The sequence below is a fragment of the Lentibacillus persicus genome (assembly GCF_900112705.1).
Taxonomy (GTDB): Bacteria; Bacillota; Bacilli; order Bacillales; family Amphibacillaceae; genus Lentibacillus; species Lentibacillus persicus.
In genome coordinates this window covers 1-16,281 of record NZ_FOMR01000017.1, presented here as the reverse complement: position 1 = coordinate 16,281, position 16,281 = coordinate 1, and the positions used below count along the sequence as shown (strand labels likewise).

The following is a 16,281-nucleotide window of genomic DNA, read 5'->3' as shown; positions in this document are numbered from 1 at the left end:
TATGCTAGTCCATTTCATCATACAGAAAACAAAATTTACATTCAAACAGAAAAGAATCTGTCTGAAAACAGATTCTTAACCATTCCCTGTTGCAGTTTTTAAATCCTGAAAAAACTCAGGATATGATATGTTAATTGATGAAATATCATCTATCACAACATCGTCCTTAGTGATTAAAGATGCTATCGCAAGCATCATAGCAATTCGATGATCATTATACGCCTCAGTCATTCCCCCGGTCAATGTTGCGCCCCCGGTTATTACCATACCGTCTTCTCTGGGCTGTACCTTTGCGCCAAGTTTGGCTAGGCCCTCAGTCGTTGCTTTAATTCGGTCGGTTTCCTTCACACGTAATTCTTCAGCATCCCGAATGATCGTCGTCCCTTCTGCCTGAGTTGCAGCTAAGGCAATAATAGGCAGTTCATCAATTAATCTGGGAATAATGTCTCCTTCGATCGTCGTTGCTTTTAACTTCTGATATGTTACTGTTATATCGCCAAGCTTTTCTCCCCCAATAGTCTGGACATTGGTAATATCAATCGATGCTCCCATTTGGACAAGGACGTCAATGATACCTGAGCGGCTGTGGTTGAGCCCTACATTCTTTAATGTTAAACGACTGTCAGGTACGATTGCTGCAGCGGTTATAAAAAAGGCTGCCGATGAAATATCCCCGGGCACTTGTACATTTGTTCCGGTTAGCGAATTTTTATTGGTAATTTGAATCGCCCCGTTTGCTTCAGTCAAATCGGCTCCAAACGCACGCAGCATGTTTTCTGAGTGATCCCGAGTAGCTGTTCTTTCAATAATTCTGGTGGTTCCCTCAGCGAATAACCCTGCAAGTAGGACTGCAGATTTAACCTGAGCGCTTTTTACAGGCAGCGTATAATCAATCCCTTTTAAACCACCGCCTCGTACTCCCATCGGCAAATATGTGCCACCAGAACGTCCGTCCAAACGCGCCCCCATTTTCTCAAGCGGCTCGACAACACGGTCCATTGGCCGTCGTGCCAACGACGAATCGCCATAAAGCGTCGTGAAAAAAGGCAGGCCCGCCAAAATACCAAGCATTAGCCGTGTTGTCGTCCCGGAATTACCGAAATAAAGTGGCTCTGGAGGTTCTTTGAAGTGTTCAGAGCCGTTGCTTTCGATTGTTATAGTACTCCCGTCCTGTATGATTGAAACACCAAATTGTTCGAACGCTTCGATTGTTCGGATACAGTCTTCTCCTGTTAAAAAGTTTGTAATACGCGTTTTTCCGTTTGCTAATGCGCCCAGCATAACAGCTCGGTGGGAAATCGATTTATCGCCAGGAACATTTAACGAACCTTTAAGGGGTGATTGTGAGGGTTTCAGCGTCACATCATTCAATTAAAATCACATCCTTTGCTTATCTATTCCTCTAATACTAAATCATAGCCATTTTGTTTCAATATATTAAAACTATCCAGTTGTTCGCTTTTTGTCGAAACACTTAATCTTAATGCACCGGTAATCCCTTCACGGATTTCAAGAATTCTTATATTTGTAATATTGATATTTTCCTGAGCAAGAATGTTTGCAACCGATGCAATAGCACCGGTTTGGTCGCGGATGTCGACATACAAATCATAGTAAGCTGGAAAAGCACCTTTTTCATTAACACCCAATCCGTCCCGATAATCTTTCGCCTGTTGCAAGTAATTCGTTAATTCAGCTCTATGATTCTCTTTAAGCATTTTTTTCAGGTCGTTCATTTCGCTGACCCAATCTTCAATCATGTGTATCATTTTTTGTTTGTTATGGTAAAAAATATCCTGCCATAATTCCGGATTACTGGAAGCAATCCGGGTTACATCACGGAAACCGCCGGCTGCCAGTTTTGGAATGTAGCTATGTGTTAAGCTCCACTTCTGAGCTTGCTGTACGAGAGCCGAAGCTATTAAATGCGGGAAATGTGAAACAACACCGGTCATTTCATCGTGTTCATTCGCTTTAAGTTTTATAATATGGCTATTGGTCACGCTAAGTATATTCTCCAGCTTATCAGCAGCCGAATCCGGACAATTTGCAGACGGTGAAAGCACATAAATGGCGTTTTCAAAAAGGTGCCCTTTTGCAGCTGTTATCCCCTTTTTATGTGATCCAGCCATCGGGTGGCCGCCTACAAACTGTATATGTTTATTGTTAATTGAACTAGCCGCATCATGAATCGTTTGCTTGACTGAAGAAACGTCTGAGATTATAACGTCATGATTAAACTTAACCTGCTCCAATTCCTTTAAAATGTTAACTGTTTCGGTAATGTGTGTCCCTAAAAAAATGTAATCCGCTTTTTTCGCCGCTTCCCTTATATCCGAGCAGGATTCATGAATAATTTCATTCATTTCAGCAAATTCAATTGTCTTTTCTTTAATATCGTAGCCAATAATATAGTTCTCCTCAGCGCTGCGCAAACTCTTAGCTAAAGAGCCCCCAATCAGACCAAGGCCTATCACTAGAATCGTTCGTCTCACGGTGCCAATCCCTCACTTATTCGCTTGTCTAAGGTAAATAATAATTCCTGCAGCTCTTGCATATCAGTTTCCTGTCCAATCGTGACTCTAATCGTATTAGGTGCACCAAGACCTTCACCCGAACGGACGATAAACCCGTTCTTTAACAGGAATTGAAAGATTTCATCACCGCTGATTGGTGTTGAAATAAGTAAAAAGTTTGTTTGAGAATCAAAATAACCCCATCCCAGTGAATCAAGTGATTTCTCAAATGACTTTTTAATAGCCCGATTGCGCATAATGGACGATTGAAGAAATTCATCATCTTCCATAGCCAATAAGGCAGCTTCTTGAGCAATGGTAGATGTATTAAAAGGCCCCCGAACAACGTCCAGCCGCGGGATAATCGCCTGATGAGCGATACCATAGCCAATTCTTAAACCTGCCAATCCATAGGCTTTAGAAAATGTGCGCAGCACCACTAAATTGTGGTATTTTTCAATATTAGCAGAAACATTCAGTCGTTGTTCCTCCTCGACATACTCGAAATATGCCTCATCCAGGACGACAAGAACATCAGATGGGCACTTTTCCATAAATGTGAAAAAGTCATCAGGTGGAATAACTGCCCCTGTTGGATTATTAGGTGAGCAAAGCCAAACCACATTGGTGTTGTCATCAATGGCTTCAAACATTTCTGTAAGGTTATGGTAACCATTTATCGTCGGGATTTCTTTAACATCTGCTCCTTCAATAAGTGCATTATGTTTGTATTGCGGAAATGTCGGTGATGCCATAACTGTATTAACGCCAGGGTATAAATAGGCCCGACCAATTAACTGGACAATTTCATCCGTACCGTTCCCAAAAATCAGCTGATTTTCAGATATATTCAGCTTTTCTGCCAAAGCTTTCCTTAACTTTGCTGTATACCCGTCCGGATAAATATTAAGCATTGACTGGTGATTTGAAAAAAATTCAGCGACTTTGTCGGAGAAGCCGAACGGATTTTCGTTTGATGCTAATTTAACAATACGGGTTAAACCATATTCTTCTTTAACTTCTTCAATTTGTTTCCCAGGCTTGTAAGGTGTCATATCTTTCAATATCGATTTGCTTTTCAAAATGCTCAGCCCTCCTTGCTGCGTTGGTTCATTTCCACCTGAAAATCACTTATATACGTAAGCAATTGCTCGTCATTTATTTCTAAAAGTGTTGGCTGCCCGATTCCGCGAAGAAGCACTAGCTGAATTTTTTGATTCAACGTCTTCTTATCATTCTTCATTTTTGCCAGAATCATTTCCGGGTCGATGTTCGGTAACTGTAATGGATAACCGTTATTTCTAAGCCATGTGTAAATTTCTTCAAAAGGGAGTTCGGCTGAATAATTATCCTCACTTATTTTGAGTGCAAAAAGCATCCCAATGGCAACCAGTTCTCCGTGAGTCCAGGCGCCGTAGCCTAATAGTGACTCAAGGGCATGTCCCAACGTATGACCAAGATTGAGGTGCTTCCTGATACCGGCTTCCTGTTCGTCAACTTCTACAATGCCAGCTTTAATCTCAATACCTTTGGTTAAATGCTGGATAAGTTTCTGGCTGTCTAATGAATTAAGATCCATGGCGATTAAATCTTCATATAAATTTTTATCGGCGAGAAGCGCTTCTTTCAGCAATTCAGCGTATCCTGACCTAATTTCTTTTGCATTCAGTGTATAAAGCGTTTGAACATCATAAATAACTGCTGCAGGTGCATAAAAATTACCAATCATATTTTTGCCATGTTCATGGTTTATCGCCACTTTGCCACCTACACTGCTGTCATGTGCAAGGATAGTTGTCGGCATTTGAATGAAATCAATACCGCGCATATAGGTCGCTGCTGTGAAACCTGTCACATCACCTACAACGCCTCCACCCAGAGCGATAATCAATGATTTCCTGTCAAGACCGCATTCGATCGCTTTCGTGTGCAGCTGATAAAATGTATTAATGTTTTTTGACTGTTCGCCCGCAGGAATTGTATGAGAAAAAACGTTTTCCTGGGACAAACCGGCCATAACATCGGATAAGTAATAATTGGAAACTGATTCATCACTGACAATTAAAATTGATGCGTAATCTTTCGGTAAATAATCACTGGTATGGTGTCGAAGGTTCTCACCAATATAAACAGGATATGGATGTGCCGCAGCATTTACCTGTGTTTCATTCACTAAAACCACCTTATTTCTTCGCGATAATCATCGATGGCTTGTTTTAGCTTAGGAAACTGATCACTTGGAAATTGCTCGGTAATCGCTTTAGCCACTTCAAATGCCACAACGTGCTCCATCACAACCGCAGCAGCAGGCACCGCACACGAATCAGAACGTTCGATACTCGCATTGAACGGTTCTTTTGATTCAATATCCACACTTTGAAGCGGTTTGTAAAGTGTAGGGATTGGCTTCATGACACCTTTAACTATAATTGGCATACCGGTTGTCATGCCACCTTCGAAGCCGCCAAGTCGATTTGTCTTTCGGTAATAGCCATTTTTTTCGTCCCAATCAATCTCATCATGTACTTCACTGCCGTTTTTTCGTGCCGCTTCGAATCCTAGTCCGAATTCAACACCTTTAAATGCATTAATGCTGACAACACTGCCTGCTATGCGGCTGTCGAGTTTACGATCATATTGAACATACGAACCCATTCCTGCCGGCACACCTTCGACATATACTTCTGCAACGCCTCCAATTGAATCGCCATCTTTTTTTGCAGCATCAATTGCATCCATCATTTTTTGTTCAACGGTTTTATCCAATGTACGCACAGGGGATTCTTCTGACGTTTCCTGTCGTTCTTTTGAGGTTAGCGCGTGCTGGTCTTCTGCTACGATGCCTCCAATTTCTTTCACGTAGCCGGTTACTTCGATGTCAAGCTGCTTTAAAAGTGATTTAGCAACAGCCCCGGCAGCCACACGGGCAGCTGTCTCCCTGGCTGAAGAACGCTCCAGAACATTACGCATATCGCGATGACCGTATTTCAATGCCCCGTTAAGATCAGCATGGCCCGGTCTTGGTCGTGAAACCGTCCGCCTTAATTTTCTTTCAGCGCCTTCTTCAATTGGATCCTCACCCATTATATCCGCCCAATGTTTGAAATCATTATTATGTATAACAAGCGAAATGGGCGATCCGAGTGTGTAACCATGTCTGACCCCGCTTGTAATTTCAGCAGCATCCTTTTCTATCTGCATGCGTTTACCCCGCCCATGACCTTTCTGTCTGCGGCGCATTGATTGATTAATATCCTCCTGAAGAAGCGGCATGTTGGAAGGTACACCTTCCAGGATTGTTGTTAATTGTTTACCGTGTGATTCACCTGCTGTTAAATAGCGCATAAGTTATATCCTCCTTCTTTTTGCTCAATATAAGACAACATAGCTTGCTGTAAATATTGCTGAATAATTTTGTCTTACTATATCATAAATTTAAGGTTTTTTGTTAAGTTTGATAAAAATTTGAAGGACTGCGAAATGGGAGATCCCAGCCAACTAAAAAAGACCCCCGTAATAACGGGAGTCGCGCACGCTTAGTAAACCCACTCACTATCTTGTTTTGAATAGGATAAAATTTCATTATCATTAAAGAATAAATTTATTTCTTTTTGTGCACTTTCAGGGGAATCAGAACCGTGAATGATATTTTTCCCTACCGTTACGCCATAGTCTCCGCGAATTGTACCAGGAGCGGCTTCAAGCGGATTGGTTTTTCCCATCATGTTTCGAGCTGTGGCGATAACATTCTCACCTTCCCAAACCATTGCAAGTACAGGGCCGGATGTAATGAATCCAACCAGCTCACCAAAGAAAGGTTTATCTTCATGCTCACCATAATGCGTTTTGGCAAGCTCATCGGATATTTGCATTAATTTAGCGCCAACAAGTTTAAAGCCTTTACGTTCGAAACGATTTACAATTTCACCTGTTAAATTGCGTTGAACACCATCTGGTTTAACCATCAAAAATGTCTGTTCCATATTCAGCACCTCTTTTATATGTATTTATAAACACCGTTAAAATTTTAACAAATTTTTTTTGGAATAACAAACAATCTATGAACGCCGATTTCCGATATATTTGGCAATGCTTTGCAGTGTATTTTTTGCTTTAATATCCGGCAAGCTATCGAGCTCTTTTAATGCTTTTTGTAAATATTGATTACTGAGTTGATATGATAATTGGATAGCGCCGGTTTCTTTGAGTTCACCAAGCAGCGGCTGTATGTCTTCGGCAGTAACTTCCTGCGGGTCAGCAAACAAGTCTTTTAATAGTTTGTAAAAGTTCTCATTCTCCATTGCGTATAAAACCGGCAACGTCACATTTCCTTGAAGCAAGTCATTACCTGCCGGCTTCCCGAGTTCCGCTTCTGAGGATGTGAAATCGAGAATATCGTCAATGATTTGATAGGACATTCCAATATAATAGCCATAGCGGAACAGCTTTTCGCAGTGCTTTGGTGAAGCACCAGATGCGATTGCTCCAAGTTTACAGCTTGTAGCTATTAAAAGTGCTGTTTTCCGTTTAATTCGGCGCAAGTAATTACGCAGGTTCTGGTCCCAGTTAAATTTATCTCTTATTTGCTCAATCTCACCGGCTGACAGCTGAACCATTGTTTTGGAAAGAACCCGGTGTGCGGTTGGATCCGGAATCGTTGTTATATTCTCCAACGCCCTTGCAAGAATAAAGTCACCGGTATACATCGCAACACGATTTCCATATAAGTGCTTGATGGTGGGTTTGCCGCGTCGTAATGTAGCGTCATCGATTACATCATCGTGTACCAGTGACGCCATATGTATTAACTCCAGTGATACAGCGACCGTTTTAATACGGTCGATGTTAAAATCACCGAATTGGCCACTTAACAAAACAAAAACAGGGCGGATCCGTTTTCCCCCTGCCTGCAGCAATTTAGTGGAAGATTCGCGCAAAACACCATGATCAGCTTGTATGGCATCCGTTAGCGCACGCTCAATTAAATTAAGTTCTCTTTTTAAATGCCCGTATGTTTTCGTCAATTTCATGCATGTCACCTTTTATAGTCATTCTTTTGTACCCATGTGCATTGCGGCAACACCACCAGTGTACTGCTTAATGCTAACTCGTGAAAATCCTGCAGAATGAAACATTTGCTTCAAGGTTTGTTTATCCGGAAAGTTTTTAGCCGATTCGTGCAGCCAGGCATATTCTTTATAACTCTTGGCTACCATTTTACCCAAAAGCGGCATAATAAAACGGAAATATAGATAATAACCCTGGCGAAATCCGAGCATGGTTGGCTGAGAAGTCTCGAGACAGACAACTTTACCGCCGGGTTTTACCACACGGTACATCTCTTTCAGAACAGCCATGTAATCAGGGACGTTACGCAATCCGAACCCAATTGTAACATAATCGAATGAATTATTGCTGAACGGAAGTTCCATCGCATTACCTTGAATAAATGAAAGCTGGTTATATTGCAATGATTTATTTTTCTCTTCAGCAACTGACAGCATATTGTGGCTGAAGTCAAGACCGATTACATCACCGTTTTCGCCCACAGCTTCTGCAAGCGAAATTGACCAGTCACCAGTTCCGCAGCATACATCAAGTGCTTTAGCACCTTTTTCGACTTTCATACGCTTCATAACGTCCTTTCGCCATGCTTTGTGACGTTTGAAGGAAATGATGGAGTTCATGGAATCGTATTGACCGTATATTTTTTCAAAGACGCGGTGTACGCGCTCTTCTTTTGTTTGATCTTGCATATGTTACCCTTCTTCCGCTATTGAGCTGTCAATCGATGATGTTGTGCCTAAAGTTTCCCTTAAATTGGATGCTATTGATGAAAAATGTGCCGGAAGCTTTTCCAGATGCCTTTCAATCAATAGGCTTTCTTGATGGATAAAGAAATCGAGCTTATTCAAACCAGTATATTTGTCATCTAAAAGAATTTTATCGAGCCAGGGATCAAAGCCTTTATCAGCCCTTGATTGTGCCGATCGGGACTTAGCTGATGTGATCTTTCGTATCATTAACCACTCCCCGGCGATGCTGCTAATATCGGTTTCTCCGGTCTGCTGTGCTATACGGGTGATTAGAAGAGAATTCATCTTTTTAAAAATTGCCATAAATGTATCCATGGACTCAAAATTTTTATAATATAATTGCATTTTATATTCATTGATATCTGTAATTGCCCTTGCCAGAACCTGCGTCATTTCCACTTCTTCAACCTCGGCCAGCAGCCAATAATATAATCCGCTGTAATAATCACCGGCTAGAACTGATAATTGCTTTGACTTTTCCTCGGTTTCTTCGTGGAAGGCATTGGAATCCGGTACGAGATCATGCGTGTCCAGTGCTGTTTGAATTAGCATTGCTGTTACGATATAGCTTTCTTTTTTCTCTTTAGACAAATTCGTATTATTTAAGATAGCGATTAATATATATAATTTATCATTATCCAACTTAGGAACCTGTGCAAATTGATCTATATAGGTATGGCGCATGCTTTTTTGTATTATTGCTTTCAGATGACTTATCTCCATACTGGATGTCTGCAAAACAACCACCTGTATCCTTTCATCCATTCAAAAATCATATTGTTATTATAGCATATCATGTGAGTCTTCCATAATTAAAAATAAGCAGGTAATATGAAAATAAGTTTCTAAAATTATTGCTTATTCATTGCTGATTTCACCATGGCTTGTCTGGATAACCGCCTTTCCTCTTACTTTCACAGCAGATGTATGTTCCGTAAATTGTGCAATCATGACCTCATTTTTATCCAATTTCTCTGAGTGATGAAATCGTGTATCTGATCCCCTTGTCAGCCCAATGACATTCACACCATCTTCCAATGCTTTTATGACAAAAAATTCTTCCATAGCAAACACCCCCACAGCTCTGTTTCTATTACGTAATAATTAAGGTACATCGTTAAGAGCGCCTCATTCAAACTGAAAAAAAAGAGCACGCATTTACGTGCTCTTTTTCCAGCCCTATGTAAGAGCAGCTTATTTAACGCTCTCTTTAAGAGCCTTTCCTGGTTTGAATGCAGGAACTTTACTTGCAGGGATCTTAATTTCTTCCCCTGTTTGCGGGTTACGACCTTTACGCTCGGAACGCTCGCGGACTTCGAAGTTTCCGAACCCGATTAATTGTACTTTTTCACCATTTTTAAGTGAATCCATGACAGATTCAAACACTGCGTCTACAGCTTTTGTAGCGTCCTTTTTGGATAGTTCGCTTTTTTCAGCAACAGCATTGACTAAGTCTGTTTTATTCATGACATTCACCTCCTCCCGAAAAAATCAAAATCGACATTGGAACAAATCAATATATATATAAGCATTTGTTCCCAAGTTGCCTTTTTTTATACCTTCATGTCACCCAAATCATTGATGACAAGGCTTATATTAACCGACATTGGAACAAAATTCAACAATAAGTGCCTAATTTATCAGTTATTATTTCATTTTTTGCCTTTTAACTCCCATATTTTAGGTAAAACAAGGAATACACAATCCGAGGCTTGCAAAATACCTCTTCTTAGAATATACGACATTAAAAACCGATATCCTGCCTGAAGCTCGTAAAAATTCTTTTTTTGAACAAAAAAATAGCAACTATGTATAGCTGCTATAAGATAATGGCAATTAGGCCGCCTGACCCTTCGTTTATTATCCGTTCTAACGTGTCTTTGAGTTTGTAGCGCGCATTTTCCGGCATTAGTGAAATTTTTGCCTGTATACCTTCGCGAACAATCGAACTTAATGATCTGCCGAAAATATCCGATTCCCAAATCGATAAAGGGTCTTCCTCAAAATCTTGCATTAAATACCTGACTAATTCTTCACTTTGCTTTTCTGTTCCTATGATAGGCGCAAATTCTGATTCGACTTCCACTTTCACCATATGAATGGATGGAGCAATTGCCTTCAGTCTGACACCGAACCTGGAACCTTGACGAATAATTTCCGGTTCATCCAGTTCCATATCTTCCAAGGTAGGGGCTGCAATGCCATAACCTGTTTGTTTCACCATTTGAAGTGCCCCAGCCACTTGATCATACTCCCGTTTAGCATGGGCAAAATCCTGCATAAGTTCAAGCAAATGATCTTTTCCGCGTATTTCCTCACCGACAATTTCCTTCAATACCTCATCATATAAATATTCGGGAGCATGCAAGTCGATTTCTGCCACGCCGTCGCCCATTTCCATACCTGCAAGGTTTGCCTGATCAATATAATCAAAGTCTGTAAAATTGCCTATAATTTGATCAACATCCCGGAGCCGCCTAATGTTTTTGACTGTCGATTGAATTGCTTCCTGATAGTTTCTTTGCAGCCAGTGAGTATCGTTGAGAACCATCACCCAGCTCGGAAGATTAACATTCACTTCCAATACAGGAAATTCATACAGTGCTTCACGCATAACATTATAGACGTCGTGTTCGGTCATCGTTTCCACATTCATTGCCAGTACTGGAATATCGTACTTTTCGGACAGATTCTGCCGCAACATTTCCGCTTCCTGACTTGTTGGCCGCGCCGAGTTAACAACCATTATAAAAGGCTTTCCGACTTCTTTCATTTCTTCAACGATTTTCTCTTCAGGTTCCTCATAATCCGTCCGGGTTATTTCGCCAAAACTGCCATCAGTTGTTACAACGACACCAATTGTAGAATGTTCCTGGATAACTTTTCGTGTGCCGATTTCTGCTGCATCATGAAAAGGTATTGGATCCTCATACCATGGTGTATTAATCATTCTAGGCCCGTTTTCGTCTTCAAAACCTTTTGCCCCTTCAACTGCATAACCTACACAATCTACCAGCCGAACGTTTACATCAAGTCCTTCATCAACATGAATCGATACAGCCTGATTTGGAATGAATTTTGGCTCAGTCGTCATGATGGTTTTTCCAGCTGCGCTTTGTGGTAATTCATCATGCGCTCTGGCGTACTCGCTATCATCGGCAATGTTTGGCAAGACACCCAATTCCATGAAATGTTTTATAAAAGTTGACTTTCCAGTTCGGACAGCCCCTACGATTCCAAGATAAATATCTCCATTCGTCCGTTTCGAAATATCTTTGAAAATATCAACTCTCTCCAAGCGATCCCCTCCCGATCTCCTTTTCCATAAATCATAAAAAGTCTGCGAATAATTGACATTACAAGTCTATGATGTTGTCCTATCAAAATATGACTTAATAAGGTCTAAAAAACTTCAGCAATTTTTCTTGAAGCGATTAACGCCTTTTAACACATTCATATAAACGCTGCGAAGCGAATAACAATATGAAAATTTCTCTTCCAATAGGCTTATATAAATAAATCCCTTGCAACAAAATATATGCTGCAAGAGATTTATTATGCTTATGAATTTTCAAGATTGAATACAGGTTCTCCATCCTGGAGGGTATATGGCAACGAATATGCCGGTACAAAAGGCGTGTTTTCAGCTAATATATAACGGATATCATCGCCTTTCTCCATACCGTGATTATAATCTTTTAATGCCCGGGTTAAATCAATTCGGTAGTCAACATACAATTTACCATCTGTATCCATTACAATCGGCAAGTTTTCTTTAGAGTATGGACTTACGACAGATGGCTTGGACTCCAGACCCAATTCTTTGTAATCAATTTCATAAACCCCGTTTGCAATTTCTTCACCAAAAGGCGGGTAGAGATTTTCATTCCTGTAAATGTTAAGCTGGACCGATACTTCCCTGATTGCATCAGAGATACGAAGGTCAATCAGTTTTACTTGTGGATTCTCTTCGGGATTAATGATGACATATTGATATATGCCACCGTTCTGGTAAGCTGTTCCAGGGGTTTCTGACAATATGTTTTCTTCCTTTAACAGCTGAAAGTCAATTAAATATTTCCGGAAAATCGGTGTGTCACTGGACTTAGTCTTTATTGGAAGCAATCCTTGCGTTTTTTCCTGATACTGATCGATGGCGCTTTGAATTTCTTCCACCTGATTTTCATTTGGTTCCTGATTTTTTGATAATTCGTCTTCCGGATAAAGGCAGCCGCTTAACAAAAACAGCATCAGCAAAACACAAAGAAGCCGGAGATATGTATAATTTTTCATCCTATGCCTCCTATGCGGTCGGACCGCTGAAAACAATATATAATATAATAACCGCTCCGATTATCAATGATAAATATGCGAGTACGGTAACAATCCCAGATAAAAACCCCTTTAATTTGTATCTGCTAAGCAATATCAGTCCCATTGCTAATATTAAAAGCCCCATGCCAGCGAAGGAGATCCACATATTCAGCATGCTTTCAGACATTTCATCCACTCCCATTTCAAACATACACAACGCATTATAACATATCGGATGAAGCATAGACACAACTGGCAACTTCCATCGACAGCGCAGCATTAAGAAGGATGATTTGTTTTCATAAAAAAACCCGGAATGAAGGGGGCTGGCTCCATTCCGGCATGACTAAATAACACCCGCCGCAACTCCATCCATGAATGCTTGTGCGATTTATAATATGCGAGAACGCAGCACAATGCATCCTCACTTGCCCAGTAATCGCTATTTTTTAAACATCTTGTTCAATGTTTGCATATCCATTGGCATGTTATTCTTTGTAATAGCCTCGACAATTTTATCTTCTTTTTCTTTAGAAATAGGTTTGTCAGCTAGTTTGGCTAACCGCTTCACAAGATCTCTGACTGTTTTTTCGTCTGAAAAATTAGCTTGTTTGACGGAATCAGCAACTTTTTGAATGTCGTTTGGGCTAATATTTGAATTCTGTTTAACTTTATCAAAAAGTTTGTTTTCTAAATTACTCACATACTCGCCTCCTTGCATCGTAAATTCAATATATACTATGCAATAAAGGCGGTTTAGTGTTATTGAGGAAACTTAGCGCTCAAAAAAGCTGATATGTCGTCCATTTCTTCTCGCTTGTCCCGGCGCATCAACTGTTCCACTACCTCTTTAGGTGTTTTCTCATTAAACAGTATTTGATATAAACCCTCCGTTATAGGCATTTCAATTTGTTGTTCCTTTGCAAACTGATGGGCGGCTTTGGTCGTTCGGACACCTTCAACAACCATGCCCATTTGTTCCAAGACTTCATCAAGTTTATAGCCTTTTCCCAGCATGTTCCCTGCCCGCCAGTTACGGCTGTGCGGGCTGGTGCACGTCACAATCAAATCCCCTACCCCAGGGAGCCCAAGGAAAGTTAAAGGGCTTGCTCCAAGTGACGCTCCCAGGCGGGTTATTTCGGCCAACCCTCTTGTAATGAGTGCCGATTTTGCATTGTCGCCATACCCCAAACCATCAGAGATACCAGCTCCCAGGGCAATTATATTTTTCAACGCTCCACCTAATTCAATGCCTACCATATCAGTGCTCGTATAAACACGAAATGATTTATTAATGAACAGGTCCTGGGCAAATTCAGCGTTACTGCCTGTGACAGAAGAAACTGTCACAGTTGTAGGCTGGCGTTTGCCGACTTCTTCAGCATGGCTCGGCCCTGACAAGACAGTGATATCTTCATAATTATATTGATTCATTTCTTCACAGATAACTTGAGAAACCCGTTTTAAAGACCCTGGCTCGATTCCTTTTGAAGCATGAATAATGACAGGTTTATGCTTAAGAATTTTATTAAGCTGCTTACAAACGTCACGAATCGCTTTGGTAGGTGTGACCATGATGACTGCGGATACGTCATCAACTGCCTTCTCTAACTCATAGAAAGATTTAATTTGTTCAGGAATATCTGCATCAAGATATTTTTCGTTTCTGTAAGTGGCGTTTATTTCATCCGCCTGTTCTTTTCGATGGGTCCACAATCGGACGTCATGTCCATTATCAGCCAGCACAATACTCAACGCAGTACCCCAACTGCCGGCACCTAATACGGCTACTTTGCTCATGAATAATCCTCCTCCTATTGACGTTTTCTTGCAAAAATCTTAATCGGCGTTCCTATAAACCCGAACGCATCTCTAATTCGATTTTCCAAAAATCGACTGTAAGAAAAATGCATTAGATCAGGGTCATTAACAAATACAACAAAACTCGGCGGTTTGACCGCCACCTGTGTTGCATATAAAACTTTCAGCCGTTTGCCTTTCAGTGTCGGCGTCGGATTCATTGCTAATGCGTCCATGATGACATCATTCAATACATTGGTTGGAACCCGCTTCGTATGGTTTTCACTGGCAGTTTTGATTGCTGGTATTAACGTATGCATTCGTTTCTTTGTTTTAGCTGAGAGAAATACAATCGGCGCGTAATCCAAATATTGAAATTGCTTGCGAACCTTATCCTCGAATTCTTTCATTGTTTTTTCGTTTGCGTCAACAGTGTCCCATTTATTAACGACAATAATAATACCCCGTCCTGCATCATGCGCATACCCGGCAATTTTTTTATCTTGTTCACGTATACCAGTCTCGGCATCAAGTAGCACTAATACGACATCTGAACGTTCGATTGCTTTCAAGGCGCGCAGCACGCTGTATTTTTCTGTTGCTTCATACACTTTTCCACGTTTTCGCATCCCCGCTGTGTCAATAATGACAAATTCTTGATCATCTTTGTTCAAGTGAGTATCTATTGCGTCTCTTGTCGTACCTTCCTGTTCACTAACAATGACCCGCTCTTCATTTAATAAACTATTCACAAGCGATGATTTTCCAACGTTTGGTCTTCCAATTAAACTGAAATAAATGGTATCTTCGTCCGGGTCTTGATCATCCATTTCCGGAAAATACCCAACAACGGTATCCAGCAAGTCTCCAAGTCCCAGACCGTGTGCCCCGGAGATTGGATGTGGTTCTCCAAATCCCAGGGCATAATATTCGTAAATATGGTCGCGCATTTCAGGATTGTCAATTTTGTTTATTCCAATAACAACTGGCTTGTTGGATTTGTATAAGATTTTTGCAACTTCTTCATCGGCGGCTGTAATGCCTTCCCGCCCATTAAGCAAAAATACAATAACATCTGATTCGTTTATCGCTACTTCTGCTTGTTGGCGCATTTGCACAAGCAATGGTTCATCACTCAATTCAATGCCGCCAGTATCAATGACGTTAAAAGTTGTCGTCAGCCATTCAGCTTCAGCATAAATCCGGTCACGTGTTACCCCGGGTGTGTCTTCTACAATCGAAATTCGTTCCCCGACAAGCCGATTAAAAATAGTTGATTTTCCAACATTTGGCCTGCCGACAATCGCTACAACAGATTTCCTCATGAAAGGAACATCCTTTCTGCATGTCTTGATTTAAATTAAAAATACGTTGTTTCAACTTTTACTAATTCTAGCAAAAGAACTGCATAACCACAATTATTATTGTGTCCTCTTTCCTCACCGAGTAAGCCGTTATTTTTTAATTTGGCTGTTTGGCATAGCTATTTGTTATCTGCTCCGTACCAGATGTAAAATGCGAACTAGTGAAAATTCTTCCTTCTGTTTTTCGTTAAGTTTTAAAACCGCTCCGGCAATATACTTCGCTTTCCATGGGCACGGCCTCGGGCCAACACGATGTTGGTCACAAAGGCGTTGGCTATTGACGTGGCGTTCTTAGCCTTTGAACCTTACTCCTTTTCAAGGTGTCTTCGGACACGTGCGCATCCATAGGAGTCTGCGTATATTGCCTGCGCTAAAAAGTGCTTACTGTAGTTTTGTCTGTTTAACGAGTAATGCAACGTTATTTAAACACTCACGTAAGCAGCTGGAATATGCGAGACTCCTGTGGGACAG

At 40.9% G+C, this 16,281-nt stretch carries 17 protein-coding genes; all 17 read right to left on the bottom strand.

Annotated elements, in window-relative coordinates; genetic code table 11:
• Nucleotides 1-75: 75 nt before the first annotated feature.
• Entirely contained in the window at nucleotides 76-1,371 is a 1,296-nt protein-coding gene (gene aroA / locus BMZ22_RS16115) for a 3-phosphoshikimate 1-carboxyvinyltransferase (RefSeq protein WP_090087544.1), read from the bottom strand.
• 23 nt (nucleotides 1,372-1,394) lie between these two features.
• On the bottom strand, nucleotides 1,395-2,495 hold the full coding sequence (locus BMZ22_RS16110) for a prephenate dehydrogenase (protein ID WP_090087542.1): 1,101 nt from the start codon (nucleotides 2,493-2,495) through the stop codon (nucleotides 1,395-1,397).
• The gene (gene hisC, locus BMZ22_RS16105) at nucleotides 2,492-3,598 is read right to left on the bottom strand and encodes a histidinol-phosphate transaminase (protein WP_090087539.1); all 1,107 of its coding nucleotides are present in this window, start codon (nucleotides 3,596-3,598) and stop codon (nucleotides 2,492-2,494) included. Before hisC ends, BMZ22_RS16110 begins: the two co-directional genes overlap by 4 nt.
• 5 nt (nucleotides 3,599-3,603) lie before the next feature.
• Entirely contained in the window at nucleotides 3,604-4,689 is a 1,086-nt protein-coding gene (gene aroB / locus BMZ22_RS16100; protein ID WP_245745515.1) for a 3-dehydroquinate synthase, read from the bottom strand.
• The gene (gene aroC / locus BMZ22_RS16095) at nucleotides 4,689-5,861 is read right to left on the bottom strand and encodes a chorismate synthase (RefSeq protein WP_090087534.1); all 1,173 of its coding nucleotides are present in this window, start codon (nucleotides 5,859-5,861) and stop codon (nucleotides 4,689-4,691) included. The genes aroB and aroC overlap by 1 nt, the downstream gene beginning before the upstream one ends.
• A gap of 191 nt (nucleotides 5,862-6,052) precedes the next feature.
• Nucleotides 6,053-6,499: a nucleoside-diphosphate kinase gene (ndk, locus tag BMZ22_RS16090; RefSeq protein ID WP_090087531.1), complete on the bottom strand. Its 447-nt coding sequence runs from the start codon at nucleotides 6,497-6,499 to the stop codon at nucleotides 6,053-6,055.
• Nucleotides 6,500-6,574: 75 nt separating this feature from the next.
• Entirely contained in the window at nucleotides 6,575-7,546 is a 972-nt protein-coding gene (gene hepT / locus BMZ22_RS16085) for a heptaprenyl diphosphate synthase component II (RefSeq protein WP_090087528.1), read from the bottom strand.
• An 18-nt stretch (nucleotides 7,547-7,564) separates the two neighbouring features.
• On the bottom strand, nucleotides 7,565-8,272 hold the full coding sequence (locus BMZ22_RS16080) for a demethylmenaquinone methyltransferase (protein WP_090087526.1): 708 nt from the start codon (nucleotides 8,270-8,272) through the stop codon (nucleotides 7,565-7,567).
• A gap of 3 nt (nucleotides 8,273-8,275) precedes the next feature.
• Nucleotides 8,276-9,055: a heptaprenyl diphosphate synthase component 1 gene (locus tag BMZ22_RS16075; RefSeq protein ID WP_218144068.1), complete on the bottom strand. Its 780-nt coding sequence runs from the start codon at nucleotides 9,053-9,055 to the stop codon at nucleotides 8,276-8,278.
• Nucleotides 9,056-9,190: 135 nt separating this feature from the next.
• Nucleotides 9,191-9,397 (bottom strand): trp RNA-binding attenuation protein MtrB, encoded by a 207-nt coding sequence (gene mtrB, locus BMZ22_RS16070; RefSeq protein WP_090087522.1) that lies wholly within the window; start codon nucleotides 9,395-9,397, stop codon nucleotides 9,191-9,193.
• 129 nt (nucleotides 9,398-9,526) lie between these two features.
• Nucleotides 9,527-9,799: an HU family DNA-binding protein gene (locus tag BMZ22_RS16065; protein ID WP_090087518.1), complete on the bottom strand. Its 273-nt coding sequence runs from the start codon at nucleotides 9,797-9,799 to the stop codon at nucleotides 9,527-9,529.
• Nucleotides 9,800-10,151: 352 nt separating this feature from the next.
• On the bottom strand, nucleotides 10,152-11,630 hold the full coding sequence (gene spoIVA / locus BMZ22_RS16060) for a stage IV sporulation protein A (protein ID WP_090087516.1): 1,479 nt from the start codon (nucleotides 11,628-11,630) through the stop codon (nucleotides 10,152-10,154).
• A 263-nt stretch (nucleotides 11,631-11,893) separates the two neighbouring features.
• Nucleotides 11,894-12,625 carry a hypothetical protein gene (locus tag BMZ22_RS16055; RefSeq protein WP_090087513.1) on the bottom strand — a complete coding sequence of 244 codons (732 nt, stop codon included), beginning with the start codon at nucleotides 12,623-12,625 and terminating at the stop codon, nucleotides 11,894-11,896.
• Between the two features lie 10 nt (nucleotides 12,626-12,635).
• Nucleotides 12,636-12,833 carry a DUF2768 domain-containing protein gene (locus BMZ22_RS16050; RefSeq protein ID WP_090087510.1) on the bottom strand — a complete coding sequence of 66 codons (198 nt, stop codon included), beginning with the start codon at nucleotides 12,831-12,833 and terminating at the stop codon, nucleotides 12,636-12,638.
• Nucleotides 12,834-13,088: 255 nt separating this feature from the next.
• Nucleotides 13,089-13,367, bottom strand: coding sequence for a stage VI sporulation protein F (locus tag BMZ22_RS16045; protein WP_425434292.1), 279 nt, complete (start codon nucleotides 13,365-13,367; stop codon nucleotides 13,089-13,091).
• Nucleotides 13,368-13,408: 41 nt separating this feature from the next.
• Nucleotides 13,409-14,446 carry an NAD(P)H-dependent glycerol-3-phosphate dehydrogenase gene (locus tag BMZ22_RS16040; protein WP_090087505.1) on the bottom strand — a complete coding sequence of 346 codons (1,038 nt, stop codon included), beginning with the start codon at nucleotides 14,444-14,446 and terminating at the stop codon, nucleotides 13,409-13,411.
• 14 nt (nucleotides 14,447-14,460) lie between these two features.
• Nucleotides 14,461-15,771, bottom strand: coding sequence for a ribosome biogenesis GTPase Der (gene der / locus BMZ22_RS16035; protein ID WP_090087502.1), 1,311 nt, complete (start codon nucleotides 15,769-15,771; stop codon nucleotides 14,461-14,463).
• Nucleotides 15,772-16,281: the final 510 nt, after the last annotated feature.

Coding starts and splice junctions, on each gene's coding strand:
- BMZ22_RS16075 (WP_218144068.1), bottom strand. CDS start 9,055: ATGGAGATAAGTCATCTGAAAGCAATAATACAAAAAAGCATGCGCCAT.
- aroC (WP_090087534.1), bottom strand. CDS start 5,861: ATGCGCTATTTAACAGCAGGTGAATCACACGGTAAACAATTAACAACA.
- mtrB (WP_090087522.1), bottom strand. CDS start 9,397: ATGGAAGAATTTTTTGTCATAAAAGCATTGGAAGATGGTGTGAATGTC.
- BMZ22_RS16080 (WP_090087526.1), bottom strand. CDS start 8,272: ATGCAAGATCAAACAAAAGAAGAGCGCGTACACCGCGTCTTTGAAAAA.
- BMZ22_RS16055 (WP_090087513.1), bottom strand. CDS start 12,625: ATGAAAAATTATACATATCTCCGGCTTCTTTGTGTTTTGCTGATGCTG.
- BMZ22_RS16065 (WP_090087518.1), bottom strand. CDS start 9,799: ATGAATAAAACAGACTTAGTCAATGCTGTTGCTGAAAAAAGCGAACTA.
- BMZ22_RS16040 (WP_090087505.1), bottom strand. CDS start 14,446: ATGAGCAAAGTAGCCGTATTAGGTGCCGGCAGTTGGGGTACTGCGTTG.
- hepT (WP_090087528.1), bottom strand. CDS start 7,546: ATGAAATTGACGAAAACATACGGGCATTTAAAAAGAGAACTTAATTTA.
- BMZ22_RS16050 (WP_090087510.1), bottom strand. CDS start 12,833: ATGTCTGAAAGCATGCTGAATATGTGGATCTCCTTCGCTGGCATGGGG.
- BMZ22_RS16045 (WP_425434292.1), bottom strand. CDS start 13,367: ATGCAAGGAGGCGAGTATGTGAGTAATTTAGAAAACAAACTTTTTGAT.
- der (WP_090087502.1), bottom strand. CDS start 15,771: ATGAGGAAATCTGTTGTAGCGATTGTCGGCAGGCCAAATGTTGGAAAA.
- ndk (WP_090087531.1), bottom strand. CDS start 6,499: ATGGAACAGACATTTTTGATGGTTAAACCAGATGGTGTTCAACGCAAT.